Raw genomic sequence first — 14,609 nt, 5'->3', positions numbered from 1 at the left:
TCCGATTCACCAGGGAAATGGTTTCAAAGATGTCCAGCGTCAGCATCCTGTCGCGCCGTGCATTCGTTCTGGGGGCTGCGGGCGCGCTTGCCGGCTGCGCCACCGCTGGAACGGAGCCGAAGAACGTGCCGGTTCCGCGGCGGGTCAGTTATCCGATCGCGCCGGCGTCGGACGCGGAACTGGAAGCCCGCTACGCGGCGGTGCAGGACGGCGGGCACCTCATTCCCGCCATCCCCTTCCGGGAAATGGACCCGAAACATTTTCGCCAGCGGGTGAAGGATCCGACGGGGGAACCTGCCGGAACGGTGGTCGTCGACGCGCCGAACCGTTTCCTCTATCTGGTCGAACCCGGCGGCACCGCGATGCGCTACGGCGTCGGTCTCGGGCGGGAGGGCTTCGCCTGGGGCGGCGAGGGCATCATCCACTGGCGCCAGCCCTGGCCGCGCTGGAAGCCGCCGGCGGATATGATCGCGCGCCAGCCGTCGCTGGAAAGATATTCCGTCGAGAACGGCGGCATGGAGCCGGGCATCCGCAATCCGCTCGGCGCCCGCGCCCTCTATATCTTCCAGGACGGGAAGGACACGCTCTACCGTCTGCACGGCACACCGGAATGGAAATCGATCGGCAAGGCCGTCACCTCGGGCTGCGTGCGGCTCCTGAATCAGGACGTGATCGACCTTTACAAGCGTGTTCCCTATCACGCGCGCATCGTCGTCTATCAAAAGCCGACGCTGTCGGTCTGACCGGCCCACCGTCGCCTGCGTCCATGAGCGCCGTCCGGTTTCCGGGCGGCGTTTTCGTCGATGCCGTCTTTTCGGGGAATGTCACATCCTTCGGAAATGTAACATTGAAAAATCACAAAATAATGTTATATTTTCCGTGTGGTCGGAAATGAGCCGGCCGTTCGTCACGTAATGGAGGGCGCGGCCGCCTGCTGCGCTTGAGGTATGAAGCCGGAAGAAAGACGTCGCAGCATCATGGACCTGCTGATGGAGGCTGGAAGCGCTTCCGTCGAGGACATGGCCAATCGCTTCGGCGTTTCCCGCATGACCATCCACCGCGATCTCGACGATCTCGAACAGGCCGGGCTGCTGCGCAAGGTGCACGGCGGCGCCTCGATCGAATCGAGCCCGCAGTTCGAGAGCGACTTCCGTTATCGCGAGCGGATCGCGCAGGCCGAGAAGAGCGCGATCGCCGCGCGCGCCGCCGAACTGGTGGAGCCGGGCCAGACGGTCATCCTCGACGACAGTTCGACGGCCGGCGCGATGGCGCCACTGCTGCTCGATATCCGCCCGCTGACGGTGATCACCAACAATCTTTCGGCGATCGTCACGCTTTCGGGCGTTCCCGGCGTGACGCTGATCGCGCTCGGCGGACAGTTCAACAAGAAGTTCAACGGTTTTTTCGGCATCGTGACGGAGGAGGCGCTGAAGTCGCTTCGCGCCGATACGGCCTTCCTTTCCACCTCCGCCATCGAGGACGCGCGGGCGTTCCATCAGGACCAGGAGGTGATCCAGATCAAGCGGCAAATGCTGCGCTCGGCGCGCCGCCGCTATCTGCTTGCCGACCGGGAAAAATTCGGCCGGCAGGCGCTGCATTTCTTCACCGGGCTTGACGCCTTCGACGCGGTTCTGACCGGAGGGACGGTATCGCCGGCCGCCCGTGAGGCGCTCGCCGAGGCAGGCATCGCCCTCATGACGGCAAACACGCAAACATCGGAGCAGGCAGCATGAGCAAGACGGGTCTCTGGGTCGGAACGAGTTTCAAGATGAACAAGGTGCTGGCGGAGGCGCTGGCCTTCGCCGAGGCGCTGAAGGCGGCGGACGGCGAACGGGATTCGCGCGTCCAGCGCTTCGTGATCCCTTCGTTCACCGCGGTACGCGAGGTGAAGAAGGTTCTGGCGGGCACCAGCGTCAAGGTCGGCGCACAGAACATGCATTGGGACGACGCCGGCGCCTGGACCGGCGAGGTTTCCCCGCTGATGCTGAAGGATTGCGGCCTCGATATCGTCGAGCTTGGCCACAGCGAGCGGCGCGAGCATTTCGGCGAAACCGACCGGACCGTCGGTCTCAAGACGGCGGCGGCGGTGCGCCACGGCCTCACGCCACTGATCTGCATCGGCGAAACGCTTGCCGAACGGGAGGCGGGCCGGGCCGACGCGGTGCTACAGCAGCAGGTGGAGGGCGCGCTGGGACTGCTGGAGGGTGACGCCCGCAAGGCGCAGATCCTTCTCGCCTACGAGCCGGTCTGGGCGATCGGCGTCAACGGCATCCCGGCCACCGCCGATTATGCCGACGAGCGTCATGCGATGATCGCCAAGGTCGCCGAAGGTCTTCTGGGCCGGCATGTGCCGGTGCTCTACGGCGGCAGCGTCAATCCGGGCAATGCGGCCGAACTCATCGCCATGCCTCATATCGACGGACTGTTCATCGGCCGTTCGGCCTGGGCCGTGGACGGCTACCTCGACATTCTTTCCCGCGTTTCCAACGCACTATGAACCGTTACAGCCAAGAAAGGACCTCGCCATGAAAATCGTCATCGGAGCCGACAGCGCCGGCAAGCCGCTTCTCGACGTCATCGAAGCCCATCTCGCCACGAAGAAGGACCTCGCGGTCACCAACCTCAGCAAGTCGGGCTTTTATGCCGACCTTTCCAAGGGGCTCGCGGAAACCATCGTTTCCGGCGAGAACGAGCGCGGCATCCTCATCTGCGGCACCGGCATCGGCGTCTGCATCTCGGCCAACAAGGTTCCGGGCATCCGGGCCGCGCTGACGCATGACACCTATTCGGCGGAGCGGGCGGCCAAGTCGAACAATGCCCAGATCATCACCATGGGCGCGCGTGTCATCGGTCCGGAACTGGCCAAGGCCATTGTCGACACCTGGCTGGAATCGGAATTCGATCCGAACGGCTCCTCGGCCGAAAACGTCAAGGCGATCGACCGGCTCGACGCCGGCAAGGCCTGAATTCATCGCGGCCCAGGGCAATTCCGGTTCACCGGGATTGCGCCGGCTTGTTGTTTTTTCCGCATTATCCGACGCCGAAGCGACCCCGCTTCAGCGGGAAATGCTTTTGCGACAACAGAGGGCTTTCCTCCCTTCAGGCCCTCGACGGAACGCCCGGTCCATGCGACCGGGCGTTGCTGTTTTCAGCAATGATTCCAGAGGATTGCCGGCGGCGGCTTGAAAGTTGATTCCAGACGTTGAGATGGAGATTCAACAAGCTCATGCCAGATTTCAGCCGGCCGCGCTCTGCCGTCAGGCCGTCGCCATGGCGATCTGCGCGCGAGCGTCGATGATCTGACGGGCGGCCTCGGCGGCTTCTTTTCCCTTGATGACGAAATGCTCGCGGAAAAAGGCGATATGGGCTTCCGATTCCTGGAAGTTATGCGGCGTCAGGACGGCGGAAAGGACGGGAACATCCGTTTCGAGACCCACGCGAACGAGGGCGTCGACGACCGTTCCGGCGACGAAATCGTGACGGTAGATGCCGCCGTCGACGACGAGCGCGACACCGAGGATCGCCGCATAGCGGCCGGTGCGGGCGAGCAACTGGGCATGCAGCGGGATCTCCAGTGCGCCCGGCACATCGATGATATCGACAGTCTCGGCGCGGCCGCCGAGCGCTACCCATTCGGCGACGAAGGAATCGACCGCCCGGTCGACGATGCCCGCGTGCCAGCGGGCGCGGATGACGGCGATCCGGGTGGCGGGAGTGGCATTCATATTCATGCGGAGGCCTTTCAAGGGTTGAGCCATTTTTCAACGGTCCCCTTGGGCGAACATGCACGCGTCCGTGGAACCCGCGTGGCGGGGCCGCATGCCTGCTCTCTTCCATCCGGACTATGACCGTCGGCTCCGGCATCGCACCGGATCTGCTGACCCTTCCGCAGTTGCGAAAGGCGCTCGCGGGCTCCGGGATCTCTCCCGATACCGCCGGTGGGGAGTTTCACCCCGCCCTGAGAACAGCCGGAGACTAGCGCACCGGCGCGCCGGGATCAAACCCTCAGGCGACGGAAAAAGCGCCTGTCGCGACATGGGGGGCGCGGTCCCTGCGGTCCGTTCAATCGCGGATGATCAGGAGATCGCTTGCGGTGAAGCGCAGCGTCACGGTCTCGCCGGCCGCCGGAGGGGTCAGGCCGGGACTGTTGAACATGTCGAAGGAGATGCTGCTGCCGCCGACGTCCATGCGGGTGCGGATCACCGAGCCGAGGAAGTTGGAGGACGTCACGGTGCCGACAAGCGCGGTGTCGCCGCGGGCGTCGGGAGCGATCGAGCCGGCTTCTGGACGCAGCGCCAGCGATATCGCATCGCCCGGTTTCGCATCGTCGAGCGCCTCGCGCAGCGTCACGCCCTGATCGCCGATCGAGACACGATGTGCCGCCGGGTCGACCACCGTCGCCTTGATGAGGTTGAGGGTGCCGACGAAACCGGCGACGAAGCGGGTGGCGGGACGATTGTAGATATCCGCAGGCGTGCCGATCTGGTCGGCGCGTCCGGCGTTCATCACGACGATGCGGTCGGAGATCGAAAGCGCCTCTTCCTGGTCGTGGGTGACGAAGACGGTGGTGATGCCGAGCTGCTGCTGGATCTGGCGGATCTCCTCGCGCAGCGACACGCGGATCTTGGCGTCGAGCGCCGAAAGCGGCTCGTCGAGCAGCAGCACCTGGGGCTTCGGGGCAAGCGCGCGGGCAAGCGCCACGCGCTGCTGCTGGCCGCCGGACATCTGGTAGGGATAGCGCCCGGCGAGATGATCGAGCTTGATCAGGCCGAGCATCTCCTTCACCCGGGCGTCGATCTCGGCCTTCGGCTTGCCGGCGACCTTGAGGCCGAAGGCGACGTTTTCGGCGACCGTCATGTTCGGGAAGAGCGCATAGGCCTGGAACACCATGCCGATATTGCGCTGGTTGGGCTTGAGGTCCGCCAGGCTCCGGTCCTCGATGGTGATGGTGCCGCCGCTCGGCGTCTCGAAGCCGGCGATCATGCGCAGCACCGTGGTCTTGCCGCAGCCCGACGGGCCGAGGAAGGAGACGAATTCACCTTTCTCGATGGCCATGTCGAAATCCTTGACCACCTGGGTGGGGCCGAAGGACTTCTGGATGTTGCTGAGCGTGAGAAACGACATGGACGGGAAATCCTCAGGCCTTCACAGGCGCGGTTTTCTGGAAACGGGAGACGATCTGGAGCAGCCCCATGCTGAGCCAGGTGATGGCGAAGGCGATGATGGCGAGCGCCGAGGGTTCATAGGCCTTGTTGGCGCCGACGAACTGGAGGTAGGGGCCGAAGGCCGGGCGGTTCAGCAGCGCCGCCATGGTGAATTCGCCCATCACGATGGCGAAGGTGATGAAGGCGCCCGACAGCACGCCGCTCATGACATTGGGGAAGATGCAGCGGAACAGGATGGTCGGCCATTTCGCGCCGAGGCTTTCGGCGGCCTCGGTCAGCGTCGCCACGTCGATCGACCGCATCGCCGTATCCACCGCCCGGTACATATAGGGCAGGGACAGCGTCATATAGGAAAACATCAGGAGCAGGTTGGTGCCGTTGGTCGAATTGGTGAGCGGCAGGAAGGAGGAGGAATTATAGAGGCGCAGATAGCCGAAGACGATGACGATCGCGGGAATGACCAGCGGCAGGAGCGTCAGGAATTCGATGAGCGGCCGGATCTGCGGCAGCCGCAGGCGCACCCAATAGGCGGTCGGCACGACGAGCAGCATGCCGAAGACGATGGTGAGCAATCCCATCAGCATGGAATAGCCGAAGGTGGCGCGGAACTGCATGTCGGAGAAGACCGACTGATAGGCATCGAAGGAATATTCGCCGCGCCGCATGCGCAGCGAGAACTCGAAGGTGCCGATCAGCGGCACGAGGAAATAGGTGGCCCCGATGGCGAGCGCGATCCAGGCGAAAAGACGCGACGACTTCATTTCTGCCACCGTTCCGCGCGCGAGCGCAGCCACAGATAGAGGACGTTGGACAGGCCGGTGATGACGATCATGCCGAGCGCCAGCGCATATCCGAGGTTGGGGTTGTTGAGCACGTCGCCGCGGATCTGGGTATAGAGCACGATCGGGACGATATTGAGCGAGCTGCCGGTCAGCGCATAGGCGGTGGCCACCGCGCCGAAGGCGTTGGCGAACAGCAGCAGGAACGTTCCAAGCAGGCTGGGCCAGAGGATCGGCAGCGCGATCATGCGCCAGTATTGCCAGTTGGATGCGCCGAGGATTTCCGACGCTTCGCGCCACTCCCTCCTCATGCCGTCGAGCGCCGGCGTCAGCATCAGCACCATCAACGGAATCTGGAAGAACATATAGGTAATGGTGAGGCCGAGGAAGGACAGAAGGTTGAAGCCGGTCGAATAGAGATTGAAGCCGAGCCAGTCGCGCAGAAGCAGGGTCACGAGACCGGTGCGCCCCAGCGTGGCGACAAAGGCGAAGGCCAGCGGCACGCCGGCGAAATTGGACGCGACGCCCGAGAAGGTGAGCAGGCTGGAGCGTATCCACGCGGGAAGGGCGCCGAGGGTGATCGCCCAGGCGAGCATGAAGCCGATTGCCACGCCGCCGAGCGAGGACGCCAGCGAAACCCGGATGCTGATCCAGTAGGAACTGAGGATCGTCGGCGTGAAGAGATCGGCGATGTTGCGGAGCGTGAAGGCTCCCTCCTGCGTGAGGAAGGCGCCGCGCACCAGATAAAGCGTCGGAAGGATCAGGAACAGGATCGCGAAGATCATGAAGGGCGCGACGCCGAGCCAGTCGATGACGGTGCGACGGTTGAGCGTGAAGCTCGGGATGGTGGCCATGGGACGGTCTACCCTTCGGCTTGCGGAAAGCCTTCCCGCCGTATCCAGCGGGAAGGGTCATGCGTTGGAATCGAGCTTACTCGATGTTCGCGCCGACCGTGGCGCTCCACTGCTTGGAAATGACTTCCTTCGCGGCGGCCTGTTCTTCAAGGCTCGGGAAGACGGCTTTCTCATAGGCGGCCGCCGGCGGCATCTTGTCGAGCAGTTCCTGCGGGATCTTGCCGTTCTTGGCGAGATCGTTGAAGCGGATCGGGTGGCAATAGCCCTTCAGCCAGCCAAGCTGGCCTTCGTCCGAATAAAGATGCTCCATCCACAGCTTGGCGGCGTTCGGATGCGGCGCATGGGCGGAGATCGCCTGGACGTAGACGCCTGCGATGACGCCGGACGCCGGGACGACCACCTCGACCGGCGGATTGCCGTTGAGCTCGTCCTTGCCTGAAAGGGCGTTGTAGTCCCAGTAGACGACGATCGGCGTGGCGCCCTGGGCGAGCGTGCCGGTGCGCGCGGTGATCGGCACGAGGTTGCCGCTCTTGTTGAGTTCGGCGAAATACTTGACGCCGGCTTCGGCGGCGTCGGCGCCGGCAGCCGCACCGGTGGCAAGACCGGCGGCCTGAACGGCGAGGATCGCCTGGTTGTCGCCGAGCGGATTGCCGGACAGCGCGACGCTGTTGGCATATTCCGGCTTCAGGAGGTCGGACCAGTCCTGCGGCACGTTCTCGATGATATCGGTGTTCACCATGAAGGCGAGAACGCCGTAGTAGTCACCGTACCAGTAACCCTCGGGATCCTTGGCCTCGTCGGGGATCGAATCCCAGGTGGAGACCTTGTAGGGCTGGATCAGCCCTTCGGCCTTGGCGGAAGGGCCGAAGGCCAGACCGACGTCGATGACGTCCGGAGCCTGATCGCCGGTGTTGCCCTTGTTGGCCTTGATGGCCTCGATCTCATCGGCCGAACCGGCGTCGGGGTTCAGTTCGTTGATCTGGATCTCCGGGTATTTCGCCTTGAACGCGGCGATCACCTCGCCATAGCCGCACCAGCTGTGGGGAAGCGCGATCGTGGTGAGCTTGCCTTCCTTCTTGGCGGCTTCCACAAGCTCTGCGCTCGGTTCGGCAAAGGCCAGCGAGGAGGAGGCGACCACCAGGGCGGTGGAGAGCGAAAGCAGGCGTCGCATGGATGACATCACGGTGTTCTCCTTTGTGTGTCGGGCAGCTTCGGTGAAGCTGATACTGGTGGCCGATGACGGATACGTGACAGTTTCAACTCAGTTTTTCCCGGCGGTTCATGACGTGTCGCCGGGTGGCGGATGCGGTTTGCGAAAGAGCCGGCTTGCCTCGAAAAGCTGTTCCAGGGTTTTCATGCGACCGCTGGTCTCCGTCCAGGCGGAACTTTGCACCGCTTCGATCAGCGCTTCCACGATAAAAAGCGTCAGGACCGACGAATCCCAGGCCGATGGAACTTCGATATGCACCCGGAAGGCATGTTCGGCGACCTTGGCGACGGGCGAAACCCAGGGATCGGTGAAAAGGACGATCTCGACGCGGCGCTCGTGGGCGGTGCGGGCAAGGGTCTCCATCTCCTGCTCGTAGCGGCGGATATCGAAGATCACCAGCACGTCGCCCGCCTGCATGTTCAGCACGTAATGCGGCCAGGAACTCGGATTGGCGGAGATCTGCGTGACGTTCGGGCGGATGACCTGGAGATGGGTGAACAGGTAGTCGGCAAGCGCCTTGGTGATCCGCCCGCCGATGATGTAGATGCTGCGCTTGCGGTCGGCCAGCAGCGCGGCGACGGTATCGAATTCCGCCGTTTCGAGCTGCGCCAGCGTCTGGCGCAGGTTGGTGGTGATGGCTTCGGCGAAGCGGTTGAGAATATGGGTGTTTGGGGCGTTGGCGGCCCAGCGGTCGTGCTTGGCGATGGGGCCGGAAAGCGTCGCTTCCAGTTCATGGCGCAGGCGCGCCTGGAAATCCGGAAAACCGCGATAGCCCAGCTTCTGCACCATGCGCGCCACGGTCGGCGTCGAAACGCCGGCGTTCTCGGCGACCGTCGTGATGCTGCCGAGGCCGGAGACGGGATAATTGTCGAGCAGTGACGCGGCCAGCTGCTTCTCGGCGCGCGTGAGCGCAGCGAAATGGGCGTTGATCACATCCGACACCGTCATGGGTGTTTGATTCGATGTCAAATTATTCCCCTGCGCCCCGGTCTCTGCCGGAGTTTCGAAAAGTAAACATCGCTGCGATCTTGTGTGTCAAATGGTTTTTTGAAGAGATTTCTTCATAATGCCGTTGACACCGGCGTATCTGTGAAGAATTCTCTTCAATAATAAAAATTGCCGGTCGAGGGGATCAGGCGCGTGGGAATTCTGTCCAAGGAGGAGGGCGACGCCGTCGCTCTCGAAAATACATCTGCACGCGGTCGTGCGGTGATCGTCTGCGAACATGCGTCGCGGCGCATACCGAGGTCGCTTGGCACCCTGGGGCTGAGCGACGAGGCGCTGCACAGTCATATCGCCTGGGATCCGGGCGCCCTTGCCGTCGCCCGCCGCCTTTCCGAGCGCCTCGACGCCCCTCTCGTGCGGCAGCGCTTTTCCCGTCTCGTCTATGATTGCAACCGTCCGCCGGAGGCATCGGCGGCCATGCCGGAGAGCAGCGAGGTCTTTGCCGTTCCCGGCAACAAGGGGCTCGACCAGGCGGCGCGCGAGGCGCGCACGCAGGCGCTCTACCTGCCGTTCCGCGAGGCGCTTTCGCAATTGCTCGCGACCCGGGCGGCCGAGGGTTTGCGGCCGGTCTTGGTCACCGTGCATTCCTTCACGCCGGTCTATTTCGGACAGCGGCGCGATGTGGAGATCGGAATCCTCCACGACGAGGACAAGCGGCTTGCCGAGGCCATGCTTGCGGCGGCCGGCCGGGCGGGCGGGCGTTACAACGTACGCTGCAACGAGCCCTACGGGCCTGCTGACGGCGTCACGCATACGCTCAGGGAGCATGGGCTTGCCAACGGCCTCGCCAACGTGATGATCGAGGTGCGGAACGACCTGATACGGGAGGAGGCCGGCGAACGCGCTGTCGCCGATTATCTGGCGGACCTGCTGGTCGAGAGCCTGTCGTCGCCGGAAGTGGGCTGAGCGGAGCCGCTGGTGCCGCGGGCGAAGGAACGGGAAAGGGGGGAGACGGATGTTTTCGTTGCACTATGAACGGTTCGGCCAGGCGGGCGACGTGGCCGCCATGGACGGGAGCCCGGATCATGCCTGAGTTCATCAAGCACTATGTGCGCGCCATCGACTGGATCAACCGGAAGGTCGGCATTTTCGCGATGTACCTGATCTTTCCGATGGGTGCGATCCTGCTCTATTCGACCGTGATGCGCGTCATTTTCGGCTACCCGGTCAACTGGATCATGGAGATGTCGCAGTTCATGCTGTCGGCCTACTATCTGCTCGGCGGCGCCTATTCGATGCAGATGAACGCGCATGTCCGCATGGATCTCTTTTACGGAATGATGAGGCCGAAAACGCGGGCGTTCACCGATTCGATCACCATCCTGTTCGTGATTTTCTACCTGATCGTGCTGTTCTGGGGCGGCCTTTCCTCCACGCAGTATTCGATCACCTACAATCAGAAGAACTACACGGCCTGGGCGCCCCTGCTGTGGCCCGTCAAGACCGTCATGACGCTCGGCATCTTCATGATGCTGCTCCAGACGATTGCCCAGTTCTTCAAAGATGTCGCTGAAGCGCGCGGAAAGCCGATCGCATGAGTTCCGAATTTATCACCGTCTTCATGTTCGCCTCCATGCTCGTGCTCATGGCCACGGGCCAGCGCGTCTACGGCGTTATCGGTGCGGTGGGAACCGCAGCAGCGCTCTGGCTGTGGGGCAAGGGATCCTTCGAGCTTCCTTTCAACGCGGCGTTCCAGGTGCTCAACTGGTATCCGCTGATCACCGTGCCGTTCTTCGTCTTCATGGGCTACATGCTCTCGGAATCCGGCATCGCCAACAATCTCTACCGCATGTTCCACGTCTGGTTCGGGGGCGTGCGCGGCGGGCTGGCGATCGGCACCATGGGCCTGATGATCATCATCTCCATGGTCAACGGCCTGTCTGTCGCCGGTATGGCGATCGGCGCCACGGTGGCGCTGCCGGAGCTTCTCCGGCGCGGCTACGACAAGGTGATGATCACCGGCGTCATCCAGGGCGGCTCGTCCCTCGGCATCATGGGGCCGCCGAGCGTCGTGCTCATCCTCTATGCGATGATCGCGCGCCAGCCGGTGCTGCAATTGTGGCTCGCCGGCATCGGCCCGTTCATCCTGATGGCGATCGTCTTCACGGCCTATATCTATATCCGCTGCCGCCTTCAGCCGGAACTGGGGCCGGCCTTGCCGGCGGAGGAGCGCGCCACCATCACGCTGCGTGAAAAGCTCGTCCTGCTGCGCGAGGGGCTGCTGCCGTTCGGCCTGTTCGCCGTCATCATGGGCCTGTTCCTCACCGGCACCACCAGCCTTGTCGAAACCTCCATGGTCGGTGCGCTGCTGGCGTTGCTGGCGGCCTGGGCGACGGGACGGCTGAGTTTCAAGGTGCTGGACGATACGACACGCAACACGCTGGCGGTTTCGGCGATGTTCCTGTGGATCATCCTGGGCGCGCTCTGCTTCAGCGCCGTCTATGACGGTCTCGGCGCGATCAAGGCGATCGAGAACCTGCTGCTGCACACCTGGGAACTCAGCCCCTGGGGCGTGCTGTCGATGATGCTGTTTTCCTTCATCATCCTCGGCATGTTCCTCGACGATACGGCCATGCTGGTCATCGTCGCGCCGCTCTACATCCCGCTGGTGAAGATCCTCGGCTTCGACCTGATCTGGTTCGGCATCCTCTACACGATCACCTGCCAGATCGCCTATATCGTGCCGCCCTTCGGCTATAACCTGTTCCTGATGCGCGCGATGGCGCCGCCGGAGATCACCATCGTCGATATTTACCGCTCCATCGTTCCCTTCTTCTTCCTGATGGTGCTGTGCATGATCATCATCATGGTGTTCCCGGACATCGCGATGTGGCTGCCGGAGGTCTATTCCGGAAAAAGATAAACGTTCACTGCTCGGGGAGGAGCCATGGAGCAAGGCGTAAAACGACAAGGAGACGGCGGTTGCGCTGACAGGGGTCAGCCCGCCGCCGCACCTGAGTTGATCCGATTATTTCAATGGGAGGCTTGGAATGACTGATATCAAGACTATGAATAAGCGCGATTTCCTGCGCAAATCCGTGCTGACGGGTGTCGGCGCGGTCGGCGCGACCACGCTCGCCGCTCCTTATGTGAAGGCGCAAAGCCCGATCAAGTGGCGGCTTCAGACCTATGCCGGCCCGGCTCTTGCCGATCACGTCGTCAAGCCGGCGATCGACGCCTTCAACCGGGCGGCGAACGGCGAGATGGTCATCGAACTCTATACGTCGGACCAGCTCGTGCCGCAGGGCGAACTGTTCCGCGCCGTGCAGGCCGGCACCATCGACGCCGCGCAGAGCGATGACGATTCCATGGCCTCGCCGGTCGACGTATCGGTGTTCGGCGCCTATTTCCCCTTCGCGTCGCGCTACAGCCTCGACGTGCCGGTCCTTTGGAACTGGTACGGCCTGAAGGAGATCTGGGAGGAGGCCTACGGCGAGGTGCCGGGCGTGACCTGGCTTTCGGCCGGCGCATGGGACCCCTGCAACTTCGCCACCACCAAGCCGATCCGCAGCCTGGAGGACCTGAAGGGGCTGCGCGTCTACACGTTCCCGACGGGCGGCCAGTTCATCTCGCGTCTCGGTGTGGTGCCGGTGACGCTGCCGTGGGAAGATATCGAGGTCGCCCTGCAAACCGGCGAGATCGACGGCATCGCCTGGTGCGGCGCAACCGAGATCTACAGCGTCGGCTGGGCCGAGGTCACCAAATACTATCTCACCAACAATATCTCCGGCGCGTGGTCGGGCTCGTTCTTCGCCAATACCGACAAGTGGAACGAAGTCCCCGACCATCTGAAGGAGATCTTCAAGCTGACGATGGACTCCTCGCATTACTACCGCCAGCACTGGTACTGGTGGGGCGAGGCGCATTACCGCACGACCGGCGGCAAGCTCGAACTCACGACGATTCCGGAAGCCGAGTGGAAGACGGTCGAAGACATGGCGCTTTCCTTCTGGGACGAGATCGCCGCCCAGAGCCCGCGCAACGCCAAGGTGGTGGAGATCCTGAAGAAATATCAGGAAACGATGCGCAATGCAGGCGCTCCCTATCGCTACGGCTGAGCCGGCGAACGACGCACGGACCGGCCGCTTTTGCGGCCGGTTCCCAGCAGAGCGGACCGGACGGCCTTCGTCCGGTCCGGCATGACAGGATAACCCCCGGGGCCGCCTCCAAATGACCGTGACCTATCGCTTTGAAGACCTGAAGAAGGATGTGGCCGAAGGCCGTATCGACACCGTTCTCGCATGCCTCGTCGACATGCAGGGGCGCCTGATGGGCAAGCGCTTCCATGCGCAATATTTCATCGACAGCGGTTATGAGGAGACCCATAGCTGCAACTATCTGCTGGCGACCGACATCGAGATGGAGACGGTGCCGGGCTACAAGGCGACAAGCTGGGAAGCCGGCTATGGCGACTATACGATGAAGCCGGACCTTGCGACGTTGCGCAAGCTGCCGTGGCTCGAAGGCACGGCGATCGTTATTTGCGACGTGCTCGACCATCAGACCCACAAGGATGTGCCCCATTCGCCGCGCGGCATCCTCAAGAAGCAGGTGAAGCGGCTCGAAGCCCTGGGGTTCAAGGCCTTCATGGCGACGGAGCTGGAGTTCTACCTCTTCGACCAGACCTATGACGACGCCCGGCTCAGCGGCTACCGCGATCTCGTCCCGGCGAGCGGCTACAACGAGGATTATCACATTTTCCAGACCACCAAGGAGGAAGATGTGATGCGCGCGCTGCGCAACGGGCTGCACGGCGCGGGCATTCCGGTCGAAAACTCCAAGGGCGAGGCGTCGGCCGGCCAGGCCGAGATCAATGTGCGTTATGCCGATGCGCTGGAAATGGCCGACCGGCATGTGATCATCAAGAACGCCACCAAGGAAATCGCCTGGCAGCGCGGAAAGGCGGTGACCTTCCTCGCCAAGTGGAACTACAACGCCGCCGGCTCCTCCTCGCACGTTCACCAGTCGCTCTGGAGCCTCGATGGCAAGACGCCGGAGTTCTACGATACCGGGGCACGCTACGGCATGTCCGACCTGATGCGGATGTATGTCGCGGGGCTGCTCGCCTATGCGAGCGACACCACCTATTTCCTCGCGCCCTATATCAATTCCTACAAGCGTTTCGTCGCCGGCACCTTCGCGCCGACCAAGGCGATCTGGAGCAAGGACAACCGCACCGCCGGCTACCGGCTTTGCGGCGAAGGCACCAAGGGCATCCGCATCGAATGCCGGGTCGGTGGCTCGGACCTCAATCCCTATCTCGCGATGGCCGCGCAGCTGGCGGCCGGGATCGCGGGCATCGAGGAGAAGCTGGAACTGGAGCCGCCCTTCGTCGGCGATGCCTATGGCGGGAAGGACATCAGGGAAATCCCGCATACGCTGCGCGATGCGACGGTGGCGTTGAGGAACTCGGACATGCTGCGCTCGGCTTTCGGCGACGATGTCGTCGATCACTATGTGCGGGCCGCGGAATGGGAGCAGGAGGAATACGACCGCCGCATCACCGATTGGGAAGTGGCGCGCGGTTTCGAGAGAGCGTAAGAACGGTCTGGCGTGCGCCCGCGCCAGAATTGAACATTCCGATAGAACGACAGGA

At 63.1% G+C, this 14,609-nt stretch carries 15 protein-coding genes and 1 riboswitch; of the genes, 9 read left to right on the top strand and 6 right to left on the bottom strand.

The genetic code is table 11. The features are described 5' to 3' along the window. Window positions 1-29: 29 nt before the first annotated feature. The 4 genes from KYK29_RS02935 to derI all read left to right on the top strand — a co-directional run bounded on the left by KYK29_RS02935 (window position 30) and on the right by derI (window position 2,966). Window positions 30-743, top strand: coding sequence for a L,D-transpeptidase (locus KYK29_RS02935; protein ID WP_254689346.1), 714 nt, complete (start codon window positions 30-32; stop codon window positions 741-743). A gap of 204 nt (window positions 744-947) precedes the next feature. Further along, window positions 948-1,733 carry a DeoR/GlpR family DNA-binding transcription regulator gene (locus KYK29_RS02930; RefSeq protein ID WP_254689345.1) on the top strand — a complete coding sequence of 262 codons (786 nt, stop codon included), beginning with the start codon at window positions 948-950 and terminating at the stop codon, window positions 1,731-1,733. Continuing rightward, the gene (locus KYK29_RS02925; RefSeq protein WP_254689344.1) at window positions 1,730-2,497 is read left to right on the top strand and encodes a triose-phosphate isomerase; all 768 of its coding nucleotides are present in this window, start codon (window positions 1,730-1,732) and stop codon (window positions 2,495-2,497) included. The genes KYK29_RS02930 and KYK29_RS02925 overlap by 4 nt, the downstream gene beginning before the upstream one ends. 28 nt (window positions 2,498-2,525) lie before the next feature. Then, the gene (gene derI / locus KYK29_RS02920) at window positions 2,526-2,966 is read left to right on the top strand and encodes a D-erythrulose-4-phosphate isomerase (RefSeq protein WP_254689343.1); all 441 of its coding nucleotides are present in this window, start codon (window positions 2,526-2,528) and stop codon (window positions 2,964-2,966) included. Window positions 2,967-3,257: 291 nt separating this feature from the next. Here derI and KYK29_RS02915 read toward each other — a convergent pair whose 3' ends face one another. The 6 genes from KYK29_RS02915 to KYK29_RS02890 all read right to left on the bottom strand — a co-directional run bounded on the left by KYK29_RS02915 (window position 3,258) and on the right by KYK29_RS02890 (window position 8,956). Next, a complete protein-coding gene (locus KYK29_RS02915; protein WP_254689342.1) occupies window positions 3,258-3,731 on the bottom strand; it encodes a 6,7-dimethyl-8-ribityllumazine synthase in 474 nt (157 codons plus the stop codon). A gap of 90 nt (window positions 3,732-3,821) precedes the next feature. After that, window positions 3,822-3,970: riboswitch (FMN riboswitch) on the bottom strand. 92 nt (window positions 3,971-4,062) lie between these two features. After that, on the bottom strand, window positions 4,063-5,124 hold the full coding sequence (locus tag KYK29_RS02910) for an ABC transporter ATP-binding protein (RefSeq protein ID WP_254689341.1): 1,062 nt from the start codon (window positions 5,122-5,124) through the stop codon (window positions 4,063-4,065). Between the two features lie 13 nt (window positions 5,125-5,137). Further along, window positions 5,138-5,926, bottom strand: a complete 789-nt coding sequence (locus tag KYK29_RS02905; protein ID WP_254689340.1) for an ABC transporter permease — start codon at window positions 5,924-5,926, stop codon at window positions 5,138-5,140. Continuing rightward, a complete protein-coding gene (locus KYK29_RS02900) occupies window positions 5,923-6,798 on the bottom strand; it encodes an ABC transporter permease (RefSeq protein ID WP_254689339.1) in 876 nt (291 codons plus the stop codon). The genes KYK29_RS02905 and KYK29_RS02900 overlap by 4 nt, the downstream gene beginning before the upstream one ends. A gap of 76 nt (window positions 6,799-6,874) precedes the next feature. Further along, window positions 6,875-7,978: an ABC transporter substrate-binding protein gene (locus KYK29_RS02895; RefSeq protein WP_302795377.1), complete on the bottom strand. Its 1,104-nt coding sequence runs from the start codon at window positions 7,976-7,978 to the stop codon at window positions 6,875-6,877. A gap of 99 nt (window positions 7,979-8,077) precedes the next feature. Then, on the bottom strand, window positions 8,078-8,956 hold the full coding sequence (locus KYK29_RS02890; RefSeq protein WP_254690064.1) for a MurR/RpiR family transcriptional regulator: 879 nt from the start codon (window positions 8,954-8,956) through the stop codon (window positions 8,078-8,080). Window positions 8,957-9,148: 192 nt separating this feature from the next. On the opposite strand from KYK29_RS02890, the gene KYK29_RS02885 reads away from it, so the two are divergent. The 5 genes from KYK29_RS02885 to KYK29_RS02865 all read left to right on the top strand — a co-directional run bounded on the left by KYK29_RS02885 (window position 9,149) and on the right by KYK29_RS02865 (window position 14,554). Then, a complete protein-coding gene (locus KYK29_RS02885; protein WP_254689337.1) occupies window positions 9,149-9,919 on the top strand; it encodes an N-formylglutamate amidohydrolase in 771 nt (256 codons plus the stop codon). Window positions 9,920-10,038: 119 nt separating this feature from the next. Continuing rightward, complete coding sequence (locus tag KYK29_RS02880; protein WP_254689336.1) at window positions 10,039-10,551, top strand: TRAP transporter small permease subunit; 513 nt, start codon at window positions 10,039-10,041, stop codon at window positions 10,549-10,551. Next, entirely contained in the window at window positions 10,548-11,876 is a 1,329-nt protein-coding gene (locus KYK29_RS02875; protein WP_254689335.1) for a TRAP transporter large permease, read from the top strand. Before KYK29_RS02880 ends, KYK29_RS02875 begins: the two co-directional genes overlap by 4 nt. Before the next feature lie 127 nt (window positions 11,877-12,003). Then, a complete protein-coding gene (locus KYK29_RS02870) occupies window positions 12,004-13,071 on the top strand; it encodes a TRAP transporter substrate-binding protein (RefSeq protein ID WP_254689334.1) in 1,068 nt (355 codons plus the stop codon). A 112-nt stretch (window positions 13,072-13,183) separates the two neighbouring features. Continuing rightward, the gene (locus tag KYK29_RS02865; RefSeq protein ID WP_302795376.1) at window positions 13,184-14,554 is read left to right on the top strand and encodes a glutamine synthetase family protein; all 1,371 of its coding nucleotides are present in this window, start codon (window positions 13,184-13,186) and stop codon (window positions 14,552-14,554) included. Window positions 14,555-14,609 lie beyond the last annotated feature (55 nt).

The organism is Shinella daejeonensis (assembly GCF_024281235.1).
GTDB classification, from domain to species: domain Bacteria; phylum Pseudomonadota; class Alphaproteobacteria; order Rhizobiales; family Rhizobiaceae; genus Shinella; species Shinella daejeonensis.
The sequence above is the reverse complement of the archived record's forward strand: the minus strand, read 5'-3'. Positions and strand labels throughout refer to the sequence as shown.

What these genes read in the sequence shown, in the direction of transcription:
- KYK29_RS02910 (WP_254689341.1), bottom strand. Translation starts at nt 5,124, where the DNA reads ATGTCGTTTCTCACGCTCAGCAACATCCAGAAGTCCTTCGGCCCCACC.
- KYK29_RS02925 (WP_254689344.1), top strand. Translation starts at nt 1,730, where the DNA reads ATGAGCAAGACGGGTCTCTGGGTCGGAACGAGTTTCAAGATGAACAAG.
- KYK29_RS02870 (WP_254689334.1), top strand. Translation starts at nt 12,004, where the DNA reads ATGACTGATATCAAGACTATGAATAAGCGCGATTTCCTGCGCAAATCC.
- KYK29_RS02915 (WP_254689342.1), bottom strand. Translation starts at nt 3,731, where the DNA reads ATGAATATGAATGCCACTCCCGCCACCCGGATCGCCGTCATCCGCGCC.
- KYK29_RS02905 (WP_254689340.1), bottom strand. Translation starts at nt 5,926, where the DNA reads ATGAAGTCGTCGCGTCTTTTCGCCTGGATCGCGCTCGCCATCGGGGCC.
- KYK29_RS02895 (WP_302795377.1), bottom strand. Translation starts at nt 7,978, where the DNA reads ATGTCATCCATGCGACGCCTGCTTTCGCTCTCCACCGCCCTGGTGGTC.
- KYK29_RS02900 (WP_254689339.1), bottom strand. Translation starts at nt 6,798, where the DNA reads ATGGCCACCATCCCGAGCTTCACGCTCAACCGTCGCACCGTCATCGAC.
- KYK29_RS02880 (WP_254689336.1), top strand. Translation starts at nt 10,039, where the DNA reads ATGCCTGAGTTCATCAAGCACTATGTGCGCGCCATCGACTGGATCAAC.
- KYK29_RS02930 (WP_254689345.1), top strand. Translation starts at nt 948, where the DNA reads ATGAAGCCGGAAGAAAGACGTCGCAGCATCATGGACCTGCTGATGGAG.
- KYK29_RS02865 (WP_302795376.1), top strand. Translation starts at nt 13,184, where the DNA reads ATGACCGTGACCTATCGCTTTGAAGACCTGAAGAAGGATGTGGCCGAA.
- derI (WP_254689343.1), top strand. Translation starts at nt 2,526, where the DNA reads ATGAAAATCGTCATCGGAGCCGACAGCGCCGGCAAGCCGCTTCTCGAC.
- KYK29_RS02890 (WP_254690064.1), bottom strand. Translation starts at nt 8,956, where the DNA reads ATGACGGTGTCGGATGTGATCAACGCCCATTTCGCTGCGCTCACGCGC.
- KYK29_RS02935 (WP_254689346.1), top strand. Translation starts at nt 30, where the DNA reads ATGTCCAGCGTCAGCATCCTGTCGCGCCGTGCATTCGTTCTGGGGGCT.
- KYK29_RS02875 (WP_254689335.1), top strand. Translation starts at nt 10,548, where the DNA reads ATGAGTTCCGAATTTATCACCGTCTTCATGTTCGCCTCCATGCTCGTG.